We start from the raw sequence: 14,453 nt of genomic DNA, 5'->3' as shown, positions 1-14,453 counted from the left end.
GTCGTGAAAGCCTTGTCCGGTGTTGCCCTTATCGCCCTGTCCCTGACCCTCGCTGCCTGTGGCAAGAGCGAAGAGGGTGCCACGCCCAAGGGCGAAGCCATCGCCGCCGTCGCCCCGCCAGCGGGAGCCACTTGGTCGGAAACCGTCGCGGAAACCCCCGACGGCTATTATCTGATGGGCAATCCGGCGGCCAAGCTGAAGCTGGTCGAGTTCGGTTCCTACACCTGCAGCCATTGCAAGGATTTCTCCGCCGAAGCCTCGGAAGAGATCAAAAAGCTGGTCGATACCGGCAAGATGAGCTTTGAGTTCCGCACCTATGTCCGCGACCCGATCGACATTTCGACCGCGCTGCTGGCCCGTTGCGGCGGCAAGGATATTTTCTATCCCCTGTCCGAACAGTTTTTCGCCAACCAGAATGCCATGTTCGAGAAAGCGCAGGCCTTGGGCGACCAGCCCTATCAGGCGCTGATGAGCGCCCCTCCGGCAGAACGTTTCGGCAAGCTTGCCACGGCGCTGGGCCTCGTCGATTTCGCCAAGCAGCGCGGCATTGCCGAAGATCAGGCGAAACAATGCCTTGCCGACACCGCATCGGCGGAGAAGCTGGCCAAGGGCGTCGAAGCGGCCAACAGCCAGTATCAGATCACCGGCACCCCCAGCTTCCTCATCAACGGCGTCTTGGTCGACAATGTCGCCAACTGGGCGACACTCCAGCCCAAGCTCAAGGAAGCAGGCATCTGATTGCGCGTCGGGGGGCGGACATCAGCGCTTAAGCGTATAAAGGCCGGGGCGGCACACTGCCCCTGCGCGTCCCCATGCAAATAAAGCGACTCAAGCTTTCGGGCTTCAAAAGCTTCGTCGATGCAACCGAATTGCGCATCGAACCCGGCCTGACCGGCATCGTCGGCCCCAATGGCTGCGGCAAGTCCAACCTGCTTGAAGCGATCCGTTGGGTCATGGGCGAATCCAGCGCCAAATCCATGCGCGGCGGCGGCATGGAAGATGTGATCTTTGCAGGCACCGCCACCCGGCCCCAGCGCGATTTTGCCGAAGTCTCGCTGCTCACCGTGCAGGAACAGGGCGAGTTGTTCAGCGCGGTAGATGTCGGCGCGGACGGCGAACTGGAGGTCACCCGCCGGATCGAGCGCGGCGCCGGCAGCGCCTATCGTGCCAATGGCCGCGACGTGCGCGCCAAGGACGTGTCGCTGATCTTCGCTGACGCCGCCACCGGCCCGCATAGCCCGGCGCTGGTCAGTCAGGGCCGCATCGCCGCCGTCATCGCCGCCCGGCCGCAGGAACGGCGCGCCATGCTGGAGGAAGCAGCGGGCATCGCCGGGCTGCACGTCCGGCGCAAGGACGCGGAACAGAAGCTCCGCGCCGCCGAAGCCAATCTCGCGCGCCTCGCCGAAATCTTGCTCGACATGGACGCCCGCGCCAATGCGCTGCGTCGTCAGGCGCGCGCCGCCGAACGCTATATCCGCCTGTCCGACCAGATTCGCGTCGCCGAAGCGCGCACCCTCTTTGCCCGCTGGCGCGAAGCTCATGCCAGCGCCGAAGCCGCCCGCGCGCAGGCGAAAGAAGCCGACACTGCCGTCGCCCAGGCGCAGGAGGCGCAATTGGCCGCCGCCGCCCATGCCCAGGCCGCCCTCGCCACGCTGGCCGACTGCCGCGCCGCCGCCCAGCGCGCGCGCGACGACGCCAGCGAGGCGGGCCACCGTCTGTCCACGCTGCGCACCGAGCGCGACGGCGTGGTCCGGCGGCTGCATGACCTCGCCCAACAGACCGCCCGGCTGGAGGAGGATCGCGCCCGCGAAGGCACGCTCGCCAATGACGCCGCCGACGCCATCGCGCGCCTCACTGCCGAAATCGCGACATTGAAAGCCCGGATCGCCGAGACCGAAAAGCTGCGCCCCGATTTTGCCAGCCGCATCGCCAGCGCCGAGGATAGCGCGCGCGACGCCGAGCTGGATCTGGCCAAGGCGATGGCGAAACAGGCGGGCGAACAGGCCGAACTGCGCGTCGCCGAAGCCGCGCTGGTCGCCGCCCGCAGCCGTCTGGAACGCGCAGAACGCGAGGTCCAACGCCTTACCAGCGAAGCCGCCGCCCTGCCGGACCCTGCTCCGCTAGAAACCCAACGCGCCGCCGCGATCGCCGCGCAGGAAGAGGCCAGCACCGCCCGCGACGCTGCCGAAGCCACTATCAACGCCGCCGAAGCCGCGCGCCAGTCCGCCAGCGAGCAACGCGCCGCCGCCGAAGGCGCGCTCTCTGCCGCCCGCGCCGCACTGGCCGCACTCGACAGCGAAGCCGCCGCGCTCCAACGCGCGGTCGATAGCGGCCCCGGCGGTCGCACCCGCGCGCTCGACATGCTCAAGGCCGCGCCCGGCTATGAACGCGCGCTGGCTGCGGCGCTGGGCGACGATCTGGAAGCGCCCATCGCCCCGGATGGTAAGCGTCGCTGGGCCGGCGCAGCCTCGCTGGCCAACGATCCCGCCTTGCCCGATGGCTGCGCACCACTCGCCGCCCATGTCACCGCCCCGCCCGAACTCGCCCGCCGTCTGGCCCAGATCGCGGTCGCCGACACAGACGAGGGTCAGCCCCTTGCCGTCGGCCAGCGCCTCGTCACCCGCGATGGCCATCTGCGCCGCTGGGACGGCTATATCGCGATCGAAGGCGGTGCCGCGGCAGCCGAACGGCTGATCCGGCTAAACCGGCTGGAGGCCATCGCCGCCGCCCGCCCAGCCGTCCAATCGCAAGTCGATGCCGCCACCGCCGCGCAGCAGGACGCCAAGGCGCGCGAACAGGCGGCCAGCGAAGCCCTCGCCAGTGGCCGTACCCAGTTCGCCCAGGCAGACCAGAGCCTGCGCACCGCGCTGCGCACTGCTGACGAGGCGACCACTGCGCTCGAACGGCTGGCCGGGCGACGCGACGGAATAGAGGAACGGCTGGTCGAGGCGCGGCGCGATGCCGACGCCGCCCGTGCCGATCATGACAGCGCCCAATCGGCCCGCGCCGCCATGCCCGACGGGGCCGAGACACGCGCGCAGGTCACCGCGCTGGCGCAGGCGAGCGAGAAGGCCCGCGCCGCGGTCAGCCAGTTGCAGGCCGATCAGGCCTTGGCCGACCGCGCCTTGTCGAGCGACCGCGAACGACAGGGTGCCGCCGACGCGGAAATCAAGGGCTGGCGCGCGCGCGCGGGCGAAGCGGCCAAGCGCATCGCCGCCATGGTCGCGCGCGGCGAAGAGATCGTCACCGAACGCGCCACGATCGAAGGCCAGCCCGACGCGCTGGCGCAGGCCATCGCCGCGCTGGACGATCAGGGAGCAACCCTCATCGCCGCCGCCGATGCCGCCCGCCACGCGGAGCAGGACGCCGAAGCCGCCTTGCGCCAGGCCGAACAGCGAGCCGCACATAGTGGCGAAACTTTCGCCGCCGCCCGTGAAGCCCGCGCCACCGCCATCGCCCGCGCCGAATCCGCCGACGAACGGCGGATCGAAACCAACCGGCTGTCGGGCGAACGCTTTGAATGTCCGCCGCCCTTGCTGCCCGAAAAACTGGGCTTCGCCAGCGCCGACATCCGGCTCGCCCAGACCGAACAGGCCGATCATGACCGTTTCAGTGTCGATCGTGAGCGGATCGGCCCGGTCAATCTCGTCGCGGCGCAGGAGTTGGAGGAACTGGAACAGGTGCAGGCGACCAGCCGCGCCGAAAGCGAGGAACTGACCCAGGCGATCCACCGCCTGCGCGGATCGATCGGCAGCCTGAACCGCGAAGGGCGCCAACGCCTCCTCGCCGCGTTCGAGGCGGTCGACGGCCATTTCCGCCGCCTCTTCACCACCTTGTTCAACGGCGGGCAGGCGCATCTGGAGCTGATCGACAGCGACGACCCGCTGGAGGCGGGGCTGGAGATCATGGCCCAGCCGCCGGGCAAGAAACTCGCCGCGCTCACCTTATTGTCGGGCGGTGAACAGGCGCTGACCGCGGTGGCGCTGATCTTCGGCCTGTTCCTGACCAACCCCGCGCCGATCTGCGTGCTGGACGAGGTCGACGCGCCGCTCGACGACGCCAATGTCGAGCGGTTCTGCGACCTGCTCGACGCCATGGTCGCGCAGACCCAAACCCGCTACCTCATCGTCACCCACAATGCCGTCAGCATGGCCCGGATGCACCGCCTGTTCGGCGTCACCATGGTCGAACGCGGCGTCAGCCGCCTCGTCTCCGTCAACCTCCAAAGCGCTGAAGCGCTGCTAGCGGCCGAGTGACTTTTGTAGTTACGAAAATGCTTGACACTTTGCGTAGTTACAATAAAGTAATTTGCAAATCGGAGACAGGCGCATGATTGCCCCGGTGCGCTTCAAACGCACGCAGGGGATATAGGTATGGAGATCAGTTTCGACCCGGTAAAGCGATTGAAAAGTCTGGAAGAACGGGGACTGGATTTCGCCGATGCCGCGCAGATTTTTGATGGGCCGATCTTTACCAGAGAAGATGGCAGGTTCGATTATCCCGAACCTCGATTCCAGACATTTGGCCTGATCAACGACCGCCTCATGATGGTGGTCTGGACGCCGACGGAAAAGGGGATGCGTGTCATCTCCATGAGGAAATGCAATGACCGAGAACAGAAAGCCTATGCCCGCAGACTGGGATGACGATGACATCCCGGAATGGACGGAGGAAATGTTCGATCAGGCTGAATTTCGGATTGGCGACACGGTCATTCGCCCCGGCATCGGCCCTATTGCAAGGCCCGGCCGCCCCAAATCGGACGATCCCAAGCAGCAGGTAACCCTTCGCCTCGACGCTGCCGTGCTGGACGGTTTCCGCGCCACCGGGCCGGGCTGGCAAAGCCGGATCAATGCCGAACTGCGCAAGGCGCTCGGCCTTTAATCCTTAACCCGCCCGAACCAGCCCTTCATCCGGCGAAACAGGCCGCGTTCGCTCACGGCCTCGAACATTTCGTCCGGGCCTTCGGGGTCCAGCACCTCATGGTCGGCCAGCCAGGCCTGCACATCGTTCAGGTCCGGCGTCTCATAGGGGCGCAGCGTCCGGCCCGGCTTCTGGCGCATCTCCTCGATCCCCGCGACCAGCCCGCGCTGCGCGATCACCGCCGCCACCCGCGCCACCGGCAGGTCGAGATGCTCGGCGATCAGGTCATCGCGGATCGCCCTTATCTTGTCCTGCCACCCGGCATTGGCGGGCAGCGCGGTGTCGATCGTCACGTCGCATTCGGTGTCCAGCCGCATCGACCGGTTGTTCATGTTGGACGACCCGACCCGGATCAGCCGATCATCGACGATCAATATTTTGGCATGGACATAAATCGGCACGCCGCGCATCGTGAAGGGGTGATAGATGCGCAGGCGGCCATGGGTGTCGCGTGCCTTCAATGCCTCGAACAGGCGCGCGCGCGCCGTGTCCATCGCCTGCTGCTCCAGCCAGCCATCGGCCTGGGTCGGATTGATGATGACGATGTCCGGCCCGTCCGGCTCGACCAGCCGTTTGGCGATCGCCTCGGCAATCCGGCGGGACGCGAAATATTGGCTTTCGGCGTAGATGCAGCGCTTCGCCGCCGCGATCTGGTGGCAATAGAGCCGCTCAATCTCGGTCAGTTCGTCCTGATCGTCCATCTTGGGCGCAGTGCGGGCAATGGCCACGTCGACATCGGTAAACTGCACCGGCAGACTGTCCGGCCAGCAATCCTGCACCCCCTCGATCGGCTCCAGCGCGTCGCCACCCGCCCCGACCCAGCGATTGCGGGCATGGTCGCCCAGCGCCGCCGCGACCGGCCCCATCAGCGCGGTGGTCGCATCATGCCATGGCCCATAAGGTGATCCGTCGGGATGCAGCCGCCCCGGCTCCTCATCGCGATGATGGCGCGTATCCCACCGGTCGCCCGTCATGTCGATGCCGCCGCAAAAGGCGAAGCAATCGTCAATCACCACGATCTTCTGATGATGGGAGGCGGCAGGCGGATGATGGCTGTCGAGCTTCACCGTTACCCGCGGATGCGCCATCCATTTGAGCGTCGTGAACAGGTTGGTCGGCCGCACCATCGACTTCATCGCGCCAATGTCCCAGCGCAGCAGGAATATCTCCAGTTCCGGCGTCCGCTCCACCAGCCAGCTGATGAAATCGCCGATCACCACCGGCGCGCCATCATCGGCCTCATCCTCGCGGACCAGGGTGATCGCGGCATCGAAATCCCAGCCGATCAGCATGATCCGCCGCGTCGCCTTGAGCATCGCAGCGCGGGCATGGCGGAAATAGGCGTCCGCGTCGATGATCGTGCTGGCCCGCGTCGCCCGCGCGATCCGCCAGCAATCCTCGCCCGGTTTTGGTCCCGCGCTCATGCGCTGCCGACCACTAGGCATCCCAGGAACATCAGCAATCCGGCAAAACGGTTGGAGCGGAATTTGGCCAGCGGATCGACGCCATCCTCGCGCAGCGTCGCAATCTGCCATAGCAGATGCACCGCCACTGGGAGCAGCGCGGCCAGCGCCAGCGCTTGCGGTCGCACCTGCCAGATCGCCCCGGCCCACAGGCCAAGCGCGCACAGATAACACAGCGCCACGCCCGCCCGGACGTGCCGCCCCATGGAGAGCGCGCTGGAACCAATGCCGATCAGCGCGTCGTCCTCCCGATCCTGCAGCGCGTAGATGGTGTCATAGCCCACAACCCAGAAAATGGTTCCGACGTAGAGCGAAATTCCCGCCGGGGTCAGCGCCCCCGTCGCCTCGCTCCACCCCACCAAAGCCGCCCAGGAAAAGACAAGGCCGAGCCAGATTTGCGGCCAGCCGGTGATCCGCTTCATGAAGGGGTAAGCCGCCACCAGCGCCAGCGACCCCAGCGCGACGATCTGCGCATAGAGGCGCAATTGCAGCAGCACGATCAGTCCGACCAGAGACAGCGCCACCAGCCAGAGCCACGCCGTGCGCACCCTCATCGCCCCGCTCGCCAGCGGCCGCGCGGCCGTGCGCGCTACTTTGCGATCCAGATCGCGATCGACAATATCGTTGAACACGCAGCCCGCGCCGCGCATCGCAATACTGCCGAGCAGCAGCCAGACAATCAACGACCAGCGCGCAAAGCCGCCCCCCGCGAGCGCCACGGCCCAGGCACCGGGCCAGAAGAGCAGCCACCAGCCGATCGGCCGGTCGAAGCGCGCCATCTGCACCAGCGCGCGCGGCGTGTCCGGCAGCCGCGCCAGCAGCCCACGCGCCTGGCTGTCGGGGACGATCGTCTGGCTCACACGCAACTCCATTCGCCCTGCGCTTGTCGAAGGGCCATTCTTCTCTAAAGACTCCCATAGCCTCCGGGCAAGTTTCGTCGAACGGAAAGCGCATCATGACCGCAACCCCCGCCTGGCCGCCGCAAAGCGCGCCGCGCCTCCATGTCGAAACCCAGTTGGGGGACGGCGTGTCAGTGCCGGTCGATGGCAATCCCGCCCATTATCTGATCAGCGTCATGCGGGTAAAGCCTGACGATATCGTCCTGCTGTTCGATGGCCGGTCCGGCGAATGGGCCGCCCGCGCCCGCGACATCCGCAAACGCGACCTGATCCTAGAATGTGTCAGCCAGACCAAGTCGCCCGAATCCGTCCCCGATTTCTGGCTCTGCTGCGCGCCGATCAAGAAAGGCCGCATCGACCTGATCGCGGAAAAAGCGTGCGAACTGGGGGTCGCAAAGCTCCAGCCGGTCCTCACCCGCCGCGCGGTAGTGGACAAGCTCAACCTGGACCGGTTGCACGCCCATCTGGTCGAAGCCGCCGAACAATGCGGCCGCACTACCCTGCCGGAACTGGCGGCGATGATGAAACTCGACGCGCTACTCAAAGACTGGCCGCAGGATCGCCACCTGTTTTTCGCCGATGAAACCGGCGGCGCGCCGCTGACCACGGCCTTCGCCGCCCATCCCGGCGCCGCCGCTTTCCTGATCGGGCCGGAGGGCGGATTCGAGTCCATCGAACGCGAAACGATCCGCGCCCATCCACGCGCCGTGCCGGTCTCGCTTGGCCCCCGCATCCTGCGCGCGGAAACCGCCGCGATCGCCGCGACGGCGGCATGGATGACCCTGAACGGCGACTGGCACTAAGTTTCATTTCGCTATTGGATTGAACCGTTTATAGGCAGAGCCTATCTGATCATTGCCGGTCACTGTTTGACGGGCCGAGGGGAAGCATTAAGGGCGGGGCATGAGCACCAGAACCGACTCAGCGGGTGAAGATCCCGTCATCGAAAGCCGCGACCAGCTGATCGCGGCCTTTGCCAAGGGCGAAAAGCCCAAGGATCGCTGGCGCATCGGCACGGAACATGAAAAATTCGTCTATAGCCGCAAGGATCATCACGCCCCCTCCTATGAGGAAAAGGGCGGCATCCACACGCTGCTGATCGGCCTGACCCGCTATGGCTGGAACCCGGTGTTTGAGGGCGAGAATATCATCGCCCTGTCCGGCACCGACGGCACGATCAGCCTCGAACCGGCGGGCCAGCTGGAACTGTCTGGCGCGCCGCTCGACAACATTCACCAGACCTGCGCCGAAACCGGCCGCCATCTGGAACAGGTGAAATATGTCGGCGACATGCTGGGCCTGGGCTTCCTCGGCCTGGGCATGTGGCCCGACAAAAGCCGTGCCGAGCTGCCGATCATGCCCAAGGGCCGGTACGAGATCATGCTACGGCACATGCCGCGCGTCGGGTCCATGGGGCTGGACATGATGCTGCGCACCTGCACCATCCAGACCAATCTGGACTATGGCAGCGAAGCGGACATGGCCAAGAAATTCCGCGTCTCCCTCGCCCTGCAACCGCTCGGCACCGCATTGTTCGCCAATTCGCCTTTCACCGAAGGCAAGCCCAACGGCTTCCTCTCCTACCGCAGCCATATCTGGTCGGACACTGATCCGGGTCGCACGGGGATGCTGCCCTTCGTGTTCGAGGACGGCTTTGGGTATGAGCGTTACGCCGACTATGCGCTCGATGTGCCGATGTATTTCGTCTATCGCGACGGCAAATATATCGACGCCTCCGGCCTGTCCTTCCGCGATTTCCTGAACGGCAAACTGTCCGTCCTGCCGGGCGAAAAGCCGACCGAGAAGGATTGGGAGGATCATCTCTCCACCGCCTTCCCCGAAGTGCGATTGAAGAGCTTTCTGGAAATGCGTGGGTCGGACGGCGGGCCATGGGGCCGCATCTGCGCCCTTCCCGCTTTGTGGGTCGGTCTGCTCTACGATCAGGGCGCTCTCGATGCGGCCTGGGATCTGGTCAAGGACTGGAGCATGGAGGATCGGCAGATCTTGCGCGATTCCGTGCCGCGTCTCGGCCTCGACGCGCCGATCGGCAAGGGCCGCACCCTGCGCGACATCGCCCGCCCCGCGCTCGACATCGCCCGTTCAGGCCTCGCCGCCCGCGCTCGCCTCAATGCGGCAGGCGACAATGAAACCGGCTATCTGTCCGATCTGGAAGAGGTCGTCTCCTCCGGCAAGACCCATGCCGAACGGCTGCTGGAGCGCTATCATGGCGAATGGGGCGGCGACGTCAGCAAAGTCTATGCGGAAGAGAGCTTCTGATCGGATCATTCGGGCGGCTCACTCCGCCGCCTGAATCACCGCGGCAGCCGGACGCTTCCGCCCCGTCACCCACGCAAAAAAGCGTGGCACCGGGCCGTTGCGCTCCATCCAGTCGCTATAGGCGCGATAGTCCGGGTCGGCGGACAGATGCTGCTCCTCGGTCCGCGCCCGCCAATAATAGACTGCGTTGGTCAGCGCCAGCATCGCGCAATTGCGCACCATGTCGGCCATCGAACCGGACACGCTCAGGAAAGGCAGCGCCGAAAACCACCAGAACAGATTTTTCGCCAGATAGGCCGGATGCCGGGTCCAGCGATAGGGACCGTGGGTCAATATGCCGCGATGGGTCAGGTTGGAAAAGCGCAGGCCGAACGCCACCGTCGCCCAGGCGTAGAGGCCGGTCAGCAGTACCAGCCAGCCACCCAGCACCCATTGCAACACCCCGGACCCCTGCGTCCAATAGTCCCATTCCGCCCCGCCCGCATGATAATCGAGCGGCCCGCCACCACCCATCAGCACGAAGGGCGGATAGCAGATCAGCGCCGCGACCCAGCCCGCCAGATAGGGGTTGGCGGTGCGAATATGCGAATCGAGCGGCTTGAAGGTCAAAATATAACCGACCGTGGCGAGGCATACGTCGATCATGAACATGACCGCGATCAGGAAACCGGCCAGCGCCACCGGATTGGCAAAGGCCTCCTCGATCCGCCAATTGACCACGCTGGCGAAATTGCCCGGCACGATCGAAACCATGAAGGCCAGGAAAAAGCCCTTCACGGTCCAGGCGCGGGCGTGGTGCGCGACCTGAGCCATATCGGGCGCGCCCGCCGCGCCGCCGATCACCCACTGGCCGAAACTGTAACTGGCATCCTTGGGCTGCACCAGCCGCCGGTCGATCCAGAGGATATAGGGGATGGACAGCGCCAGCAGCCATGGTGCAGCCGCGGTGAACAGGTCCATCGAAAATCGATAATTACCGCTCCAGTACCAGCGGGCGATGCAATAGAAGATGGCGATAGCCAGCCAGGTCGCCCATAGCCCGGCGATCTTGACGATGCTGATGTCCAGCACCGCACGCACCGGCCTTGCCGGCCCGCGCCAGTCGATCCCGGTCGATGCGTTGCGATGCACCTTGTCCACCACCAGCGACCATAATATCATCGGCAGGCCGCAGGCGACGACGGCGGCCAACCCGGCATTGGGTCCGTCCATGCCATAATGGCGCGACACCAGCGTCCACAGGCCAAGGCCGACAAGGCCAGCGATGCCCACGCCATGGCTGACGGCGGATTTGGGGCAGGGATCGGCAGAATCGTGCATGATCCTCGCTCTAGCGCAAAAGGGTAAGCAAGCGGTGAAAGACGTCGCCAAGCCGCGCCGACAGGAATCATCTTAACCTACAGCAAGCCCATGAACCCTTTTTATCTCAGTGCGTTACCTCCTCCATAACCTTCGACAATGGAGACAGGAGATGACGATTGCGGTGCGATTTCCCGATGGCAGCGTCCGCAACATCCCTGCCCAGCTGAAGGAAATCCCGAACCCTGCCAGCCCCGATAGCCAGCCCGGCTTTGAGCGCGTCCCGCTCAACTGCGATCCGGTCTGGCGCTTTCAGCGCGTCGGCGACGACTGGTACGCCACGCCCCGCAGCGGCAGCCTCTCAATGCTCAAGCCCATATTGCCCGAATGGTGGCGGACCGTCCGCCACATGAACATGGACGATGCCGCACCCCGCGCCCGCAAACAGCGCCAGTCGCAAGGTCGCGGCCCCATCGACACCGCCGCCTAGGGCCGATCAGCCGCCCAGCACGTTGATGGTGAAGGCCAATATGCCAAGGTTGAACAGGAACGCCGCGAGACATTGAAACAACACGGTGCGCCGCACCCCGCTGGCCGTGACCGATATGTCCGACGTCTGGAATGTCATCCCTAGCGTGAAGGCGAAATAGAGGAAATCCCAATAGCCCGGCTCTTTTGTCTCCGGGAAATCCAGCCCGCCGCAATCGCCGCCGCCCTTATCGGCGCGATAAAAGATATGGGCATAATGCATGGCATAGACGAGGTTGGAGAATAGCCAGGCGATCAGCAGCGTCACCAGCAGTAAGGCGACCACCGCCGTCTTAGGCCCGCCATGCTGGCTCACCGCCACGCCGACTGCGACCAATATGACCAGGCTGACGATCGCGGTCAGCAGCAACATCAGTTCGCGATTGGCGTCATTCGCCTTCGCCTTCGCCCGCATCGCATCGGGATCGGACCGTATCAGCGGCACGACCGACGCCATGAAGGCCAGTGCGGCGATGTCGAACCCCGCCATCACCGCCTCATGCCAGCGCAGCCACAGCGCCAGCGGCGCTGCCGTCGCCAGCAGCGCCAGAAACATGCCATAGCGCCAGGGAAAGATCGGTTGGCGGGGACGGGTGCGGCTCATGCCCCGATCATAGCACGGCGGCGATCAATCCGCGCGCCTGCGCCTCATTGGCCTCCAGATACCAGTTTTCAGGCGCTTTTTCGAGCAGCTCCTCCATCGTGATATCCGATCCCAGGATCAGATTCTGGAACCCCTCATTCTGGATCGCGATCGACGACTGAATTTCGTTCAGCGTCGCCTTCAATGTCGCGATGCAGGTCGATAATGGCCCGGCCAGCTGGATATTCTTCGTGATCAGCCGCTCATGGATCATCAGCCGCGTGCCGCGCGTCACATAGCGATTTTCGGTCGCGAAAAAGCTCATGAAGGTCGCACCCGCCGAATAGACAGCCGTGCGCCCCAGAAACACCAGCCGCCGCTCAGGATAAAGGTCCGAATGGAAACGGATATCCTCGCCCATCAGCCGGGCGATCTCCGGGTCGCCGCCCAGCGTGGAAATCTCCACCACCACCAGCCCCTGCTGCGGCGCGTTCGACAGGCAATTCTTGAAATGCAGATACATGCCATGATCGACCACGCCCGACAGCATGATCGACGGATATTCAAAATCTCTGGGGCCAAGCATCGGCGCAGTCATCAACATCATCACTTCCTTAAAATTGCGGTTTCGCGCTGCACTACGCACGGGCGCGCAAAAGGTGCCGCGCTTTTGCGCTGGCGTAGTGCGTCGGACGCTGTAAAGAACAGATCATGACCATGGGGCAGCGGACATGATCGCAAAACTAAAAGGACGGCTCGACAGCACGGGGCTGGACCATGCCATCATCGATGTGGGGGGCGTGGGCTATCTCGTCGGTGCCTCCTCGCGCACGCTCGCGGCATTGGGGACGATCGGCGAAGCCGTGACGATCCACACCGAAATGCTGGTCGCGGCGGACTCGATCCGCCTCGTCGGCTTCGCCCGCGCGGAGGAACGCGACTGGTATCGGCTGCTCACCCATGTGCAGGGCGTGGGATCGCGGGTCGCGCTGGCGATATTGTCCGCGCTCGAACCGCTCGAACTCCACCGTGCCGTCGCCATGGGGGACAAGGCGATGATCGCCCGCGCCAACGGCGTCGGCCCCAAACTTGCCCAGCGCATCGTCAATGAATTGAAGGACAAGATCGGCGCGGCCCCGGCTGGCGGCCCGGTCGGCGCAGGCGGCATCGCCATCCTCCCCACCGGCAGCTTCGCCGCCGACGCCCTCTCTGCGCTCCAAAATCTCGGCTTCAAACCCCATGAAGCCAGCACCGCCGTCGCCGCCGCCGAAGCGGAACTGGGCGACGACGCCAGCCTCGACGCACTGGTCCGGCTGGCGCTGCGGAAGGCGGCGAAGTGACCGACGACCGCCTCCTCACCCCCGCCCGCCGCGTCGAGGATGTCGACGCCGCGCTACGCCCAAAGTCGCTCGACGAATTTATCGGGCAGGAGGCCGCGCGCGGCAATCTGCGCGTCTTTATCGAGGCCGCGAAGGCGCGCGGCGAAGCGCTCGACCATGTCCTCTTCTTTGGCCCGCCAGGCCTGGGCAAGACCACGCTGGCGCAGATCGTCGCCAAGGAAATGGGCGTGGGTTTCCGCGCCACGTCCGGCCCGGTGATCGCCAAATCGGGCGATCTTGCTGCCCTGCTCACCAATCTGGATGAGGGCGACGTCCTGTTCGTGGACGAAATCCATCGCCTGAACCCGGCGGTCGAGGAAGTCCTCTACCCGGCAATGGAAGACCGCGCGCTCGACCTGATGATCGGCGAAGGCCCGTCCGCCCGATCGGTCCGTATCGACCTGCCGCCCTTCACCCTGGTCGGCGCAACCACACGGCAGGGGCTGCTCACCACACCGTTGCGCGATCGCTTCGGCATCCCGGTGCGCCTGCAATTCTACACCGTCGCCGAGTTGGAACTGGTCGTGCGCCGCGCCGCCCGCCTGCTGGACCTTGCCATCACCCCCGACGGCGCGATGGAGATTGCCCGCCGGTCGCGCGGCACCCCGCGCATCGCCGGGCGGCTGCTGCGCCGGGTGCGCGATTTCGCCAATGTCGCGGGCGTCGCCGCCGTAGATGCCAAGGTAGCCGACGCCTCGCTCCGCCGGCTGGAGGTCGATGAGCTGGGCCTTGACCTGATGGATCGCCGCTATCTGATGATGATCGCCGACATTTATCGCGGCGGCCCGGTCGGGGTCGAAACCCTCGCCGCCGGTCTCTCCGAAGCGCGCGACACGATCGAGGAAGTCATCGAACCTTACCTCATCCAGCTCGGCCTCATCGCCCGCACCGCGCGCGGCCGCTGCCTCAACGGGCCGGGCTGGAAGCATCTGGGCCTCAACCCGCCGCAGGATGTTCAAAACACGCTTTTCGACTAGAAAGCCTTGGCCCCTACGGCATGGCGTGGCTATAGCTTTGCCATGAGCCAGGCGCGCGCCAGATGCGCCAAACACCCAGGAGTCGAGCCTTGCGGGCCATCGAGACATTTCCCAACCTCGTCACC

General features: G+C 65.3%; 14 protein-coding genes. 9 read left to right on the top strand and 5 right to left on the bottom strand.

Features of this window, described 5'->3' with window-relative positions:
* The first annotated feature begins 3 nt into the window (after positions 1–3).
* The 4 genes from Q0D44_RS12715 to Q0D44_RS12700 all read left to right on the top strand — a co-directional run bounded on the left by Q0D44_RS12715 (position 4) and on the right by Q0D44_RS12700 (position 4,884).
* A complete protein-coding gene (locus Q0D44_RS12715; RefSeq protein ID WP_294136960.1) occupies positions 4–738 on the top strand; it encodes a thioredoxin domain-containing protein in 735 nt (244 codons plus the stop codon).
* Positions 739–812: 74 nt separating this feature from the next.
* Positions 813–4,256 (top strand): chromosome segregation protein SMC, encoded by a 3,444-nt coding sequence (gene smc / locus Q0D44_RS12710; protein WP_294136959.1) that lies wholly within the window; start codon positions 813–815, stop codon positions 4,254–4,256.
* 117 nt (positions 4,257–4,373) lie between these two features.
* Entirely contained in the window at positions 4,374–4,646 is a 273-nt protein-coding gene (locus Q0D44_RS12705) for a BrnT family toxin (protein ID WP_294136958.1), read from the top strand.
* Positions 4,627–4,884, top strand: a complete 258-nt coding sequence (locus tag Q0D44_RS12700) for a BrnA antitoxin family protein (protein WP_294137034.1) — start codon at positions 4,627–4,629, stop codon at positions 4,882–4,884. The genes Q0D44_RS12705 and Q0D44_RS12700 overlap by 20 nt, the downstream gene beginning before the upstream one ends.
* Here Q0D44_RS12700 and Q0D44_RS12695 read toward each other — a convergent pair.
* Entirely contained in the window at positions 4,881–6,347 is a 1,467-nt protein-coding gene (locus Q0D44_RS12695; RefSeq protein ID WP_294136957.1) for a phospholipase D-like domain-containing protein, read from the bottom strand. The genes Q0D44_RS12700 and Q0D44_RS12695 overlap by 4 nt on opposite strands.
* Entirely contained in the window at positions 6,344–7,246 is a 903-nt protein-coding gene (ubiA, locus tag Q0D44_RS12690) for a 4-hydroxybenzoate octaprenyltransferase (RefSeq protein WP_294137033.1), read from the bottom strand. The genes Q0D44_RS12695 and ubiA overlap by 4 nt, the downstream gene beginning before the upstream one ends.
* A gap of 95 nt (positions 7,247–7,341) precedes the next feature.
* Here ubiA and Q0D44_RS12685 point away from each other — a divergent pair, with 95 nt between their 5' ends.
* Positions 7,342–8,088, top strand: a complete 747-nt coding sequence (locus Q0D44_RS12685) for a 16S rRNA (uracil(1498)-N(3))-methyltransferase (RefSeq protein ID WP_294136956.1) — start codon at positions 7,342–7,344, stop codon at positions 8,086–8,088.
* Positions 8,089–8,188: 100 nt separating this feature from the next.
* The gene (locus Q0D44_RS12680; protein WP_294136955.1) at positions 8,189–9,562 is read left to right on the top strand and encodes a glutamate--cysteine ligase; all 1,374 of its coding nucleotides are present in this window, start codon (positions 8,189–8,191) and stop codon (positions 9,560–9,562) included.
* An 18-nt stretch (positions 9,563–9,580) separates the two neighbouring features.
* Here Q0D44_RS12680 and Q0D44_RS12675 read toward each other — a convergent pair whose 3' ends face one another.
* Positions 9,581–10,882, bottom strand: coding sequence for an isoprenylcysteine carboxylmethyltransferase family protein (locus tag Q0D44_RS12675; protein ID WP_294136954.1), 1,302 nt, complete (start codon positions 10,880–10,882; stop codon positions 9,581–9,583).
* A 151-nt stretch (positions 10,883–11,033) separates the two neighbouring features.
* Here Q0D44_RS12675 and Q0D44_RS12670 point away from each other — a divergent pair, with 151 nt between their 5' ends.
* Positions 11,034–11,351 (top strand): hypothetical protein, encoded by a 318-nt coding sequence (locus Q0D44_RS12670; RefSeq protein ID WP_294136953.1) that lies wholly within the window; start codon positions 11,034–11,036, stop codon positions 11,349–11,351.
* A 6-nt stretch (positions 11,352–11,357) separates the two neighbouring features.
* Here Q0D44_RS12670 and Q0D44_RS12665 read toward each other — a convergent pair whose 3' ends face one another.
* Both Q0D44_RS12665 and Q0D44_RS12660 read right to left on the bottom strand, forming a co-directional pair.
* Positions 11,358–11,993 carry a DUF1345 domain-containing protein gene (locus Q0D44_RS12665; RefSeq protein ID WP_294136952.1) on the bottom strand — a complete coding sequence of 212 codons (636 nt, stop codon included), beginning with the start codon at positions 11,991–11,993 and terminating at the stop codon, positions 11,358–11,360.
* Between the two features lie 7 nt (positions 11,994–12,000).
* Entirely contained in the window at positions 12,001–12,576 is a 576-nt protein-coding gene (locus Q0D44_RS12660; RefSeq protein ID WP_294137032.1) for a peptidase S14, read from the bottom strand.
* Between the two features lie 127 nt (positions 12,577–12,703).
* Here Q0D44_RS12660 and ruvA point away from each other — a divergent pair, with 127 nt between their 5' ends.
* Both ruvA and ruvB read left to right on the top strand, forming a co-directional pair.
* Entirely contained in the window at positions 12,704–13,312 is a 609-nt protein-coding gene (gene ruvA, locus Q0D44_RS12655; protein ID WP_294136951.1) for a Holliday junction branch migration protein RuvA, read from the top strand.
* On the top strand, positions 13,309–14,328 hold the full coding sequence (ruvB, locus tag Q0D44_RS12650) for a Holliday junction branch migration DNA helicase RuvB (RefSeq protein ID WP_294136950.1): 1,020 nt from the start codon (positions 13,309–13,311) through the stop codon (positions 14,326–14,328). The genes ruvA and ruvB overlap by 4 nt, the downstream gene beginning before the upstream one ends.
* Positions 14,329–14,453: the final 125 nt, after the last annotated feature.

Origin of the sequence: Sphingobium sp. (genome assembly GCA_023266575.1) — a bacterium.
In the GTDB taxonomy this organism is placed as follows: Bacteria; Pseudomonadota; Alphaproteobacteria; order Sphingomonadales; family Sphingomonadaceae; genus Sphingobium.
Note: the sequence above shows the minus strand (reverse complement) of the source record. Positions and strands in the feature narration are given on the sequence as shown.

Excerpts from the sequence above, each read along its gene's own strand:
- smc (WP_294136959.1), top strand. The coding sequence starts at position 813 with ATGCAAATAAAGCGACTCAAGCTTTCGGGCTTCAAAAGCTTCGTCGAT.
- Q0D44_RS12705 (WP_294136958.1), top strand. The coding sequence starts at position 4,374 with ATGGAGATCAGTTTCGACCCGGTAAAGCGATTGAAAAGTCTGGAAGAA.
- Q0D44_RS12700 (WP_294137034.1), top strand. The coding sequence starts at position 4,627 with ATGCCCGCAGACTGGGATGACGATGACATCCCGGAATGGACGGAGGAA.
- Q0D44_RS12695 (WP_294136957.1), bottom strand. The coding sequence starts at position 6,347 with ATGAGCGCGGGACCAAAACCGGGCGAGGATTGCTGGCGGATCGCGCGG.
- Q0D44_RS12685 (WP_294136956.1), top strand. The coding sequence starts at position 7,342 with ATGACCGCAACCCCCGCCTGGCCGCCGCAAAGCGCGCCGCGCCTCCAT.
- Q0D44_RS12680 (WP_294136955.1), top strand. The coding sequence starts at position 8,189 with ATGAGCACCAGAACCGACTCAGCGGGTGAAGATCCCGTCATCGAAAGC.
- Q0D44_RS12675 (WP_294136954.1), bottom strand. The coding sequence starts at position 10,882 with ATGCACGATTCTGCCGATCCCTGCCCCAAATCCGCCGTCAGCCATGGC.
- Q0D44_RS12670 (WP_294136953.1), top strand. The coding sequence starts at position 11,034 with ATGACGATTGCGGTGCGATTTCCCGATGGCAGCGTCCGCAACATCCCT.
- Q0D44_RS12665 (WP_294136952.1), bottom strand. The coding sequence starts at position 11,993 with ATGAGCCGCACCCGTCCCCGCCAACCGATCTTTCCCTGGCGCTATGGC.
- Q0D44_RS12660 (WP_294137032.1), bottom strand. The coding sequence starts at position 12,576 with ATGTTGATGACTGCGCCGATGCTTGGCCCCAGAGATTTTGAATATCCG.
- ruvA (WP_294136951.1), top strand. The coding sequence starts at position 12,704 with ATGATCGCAAAACTAAAAGGACGGCTCGACAGCACGGGGCTGGACCAT.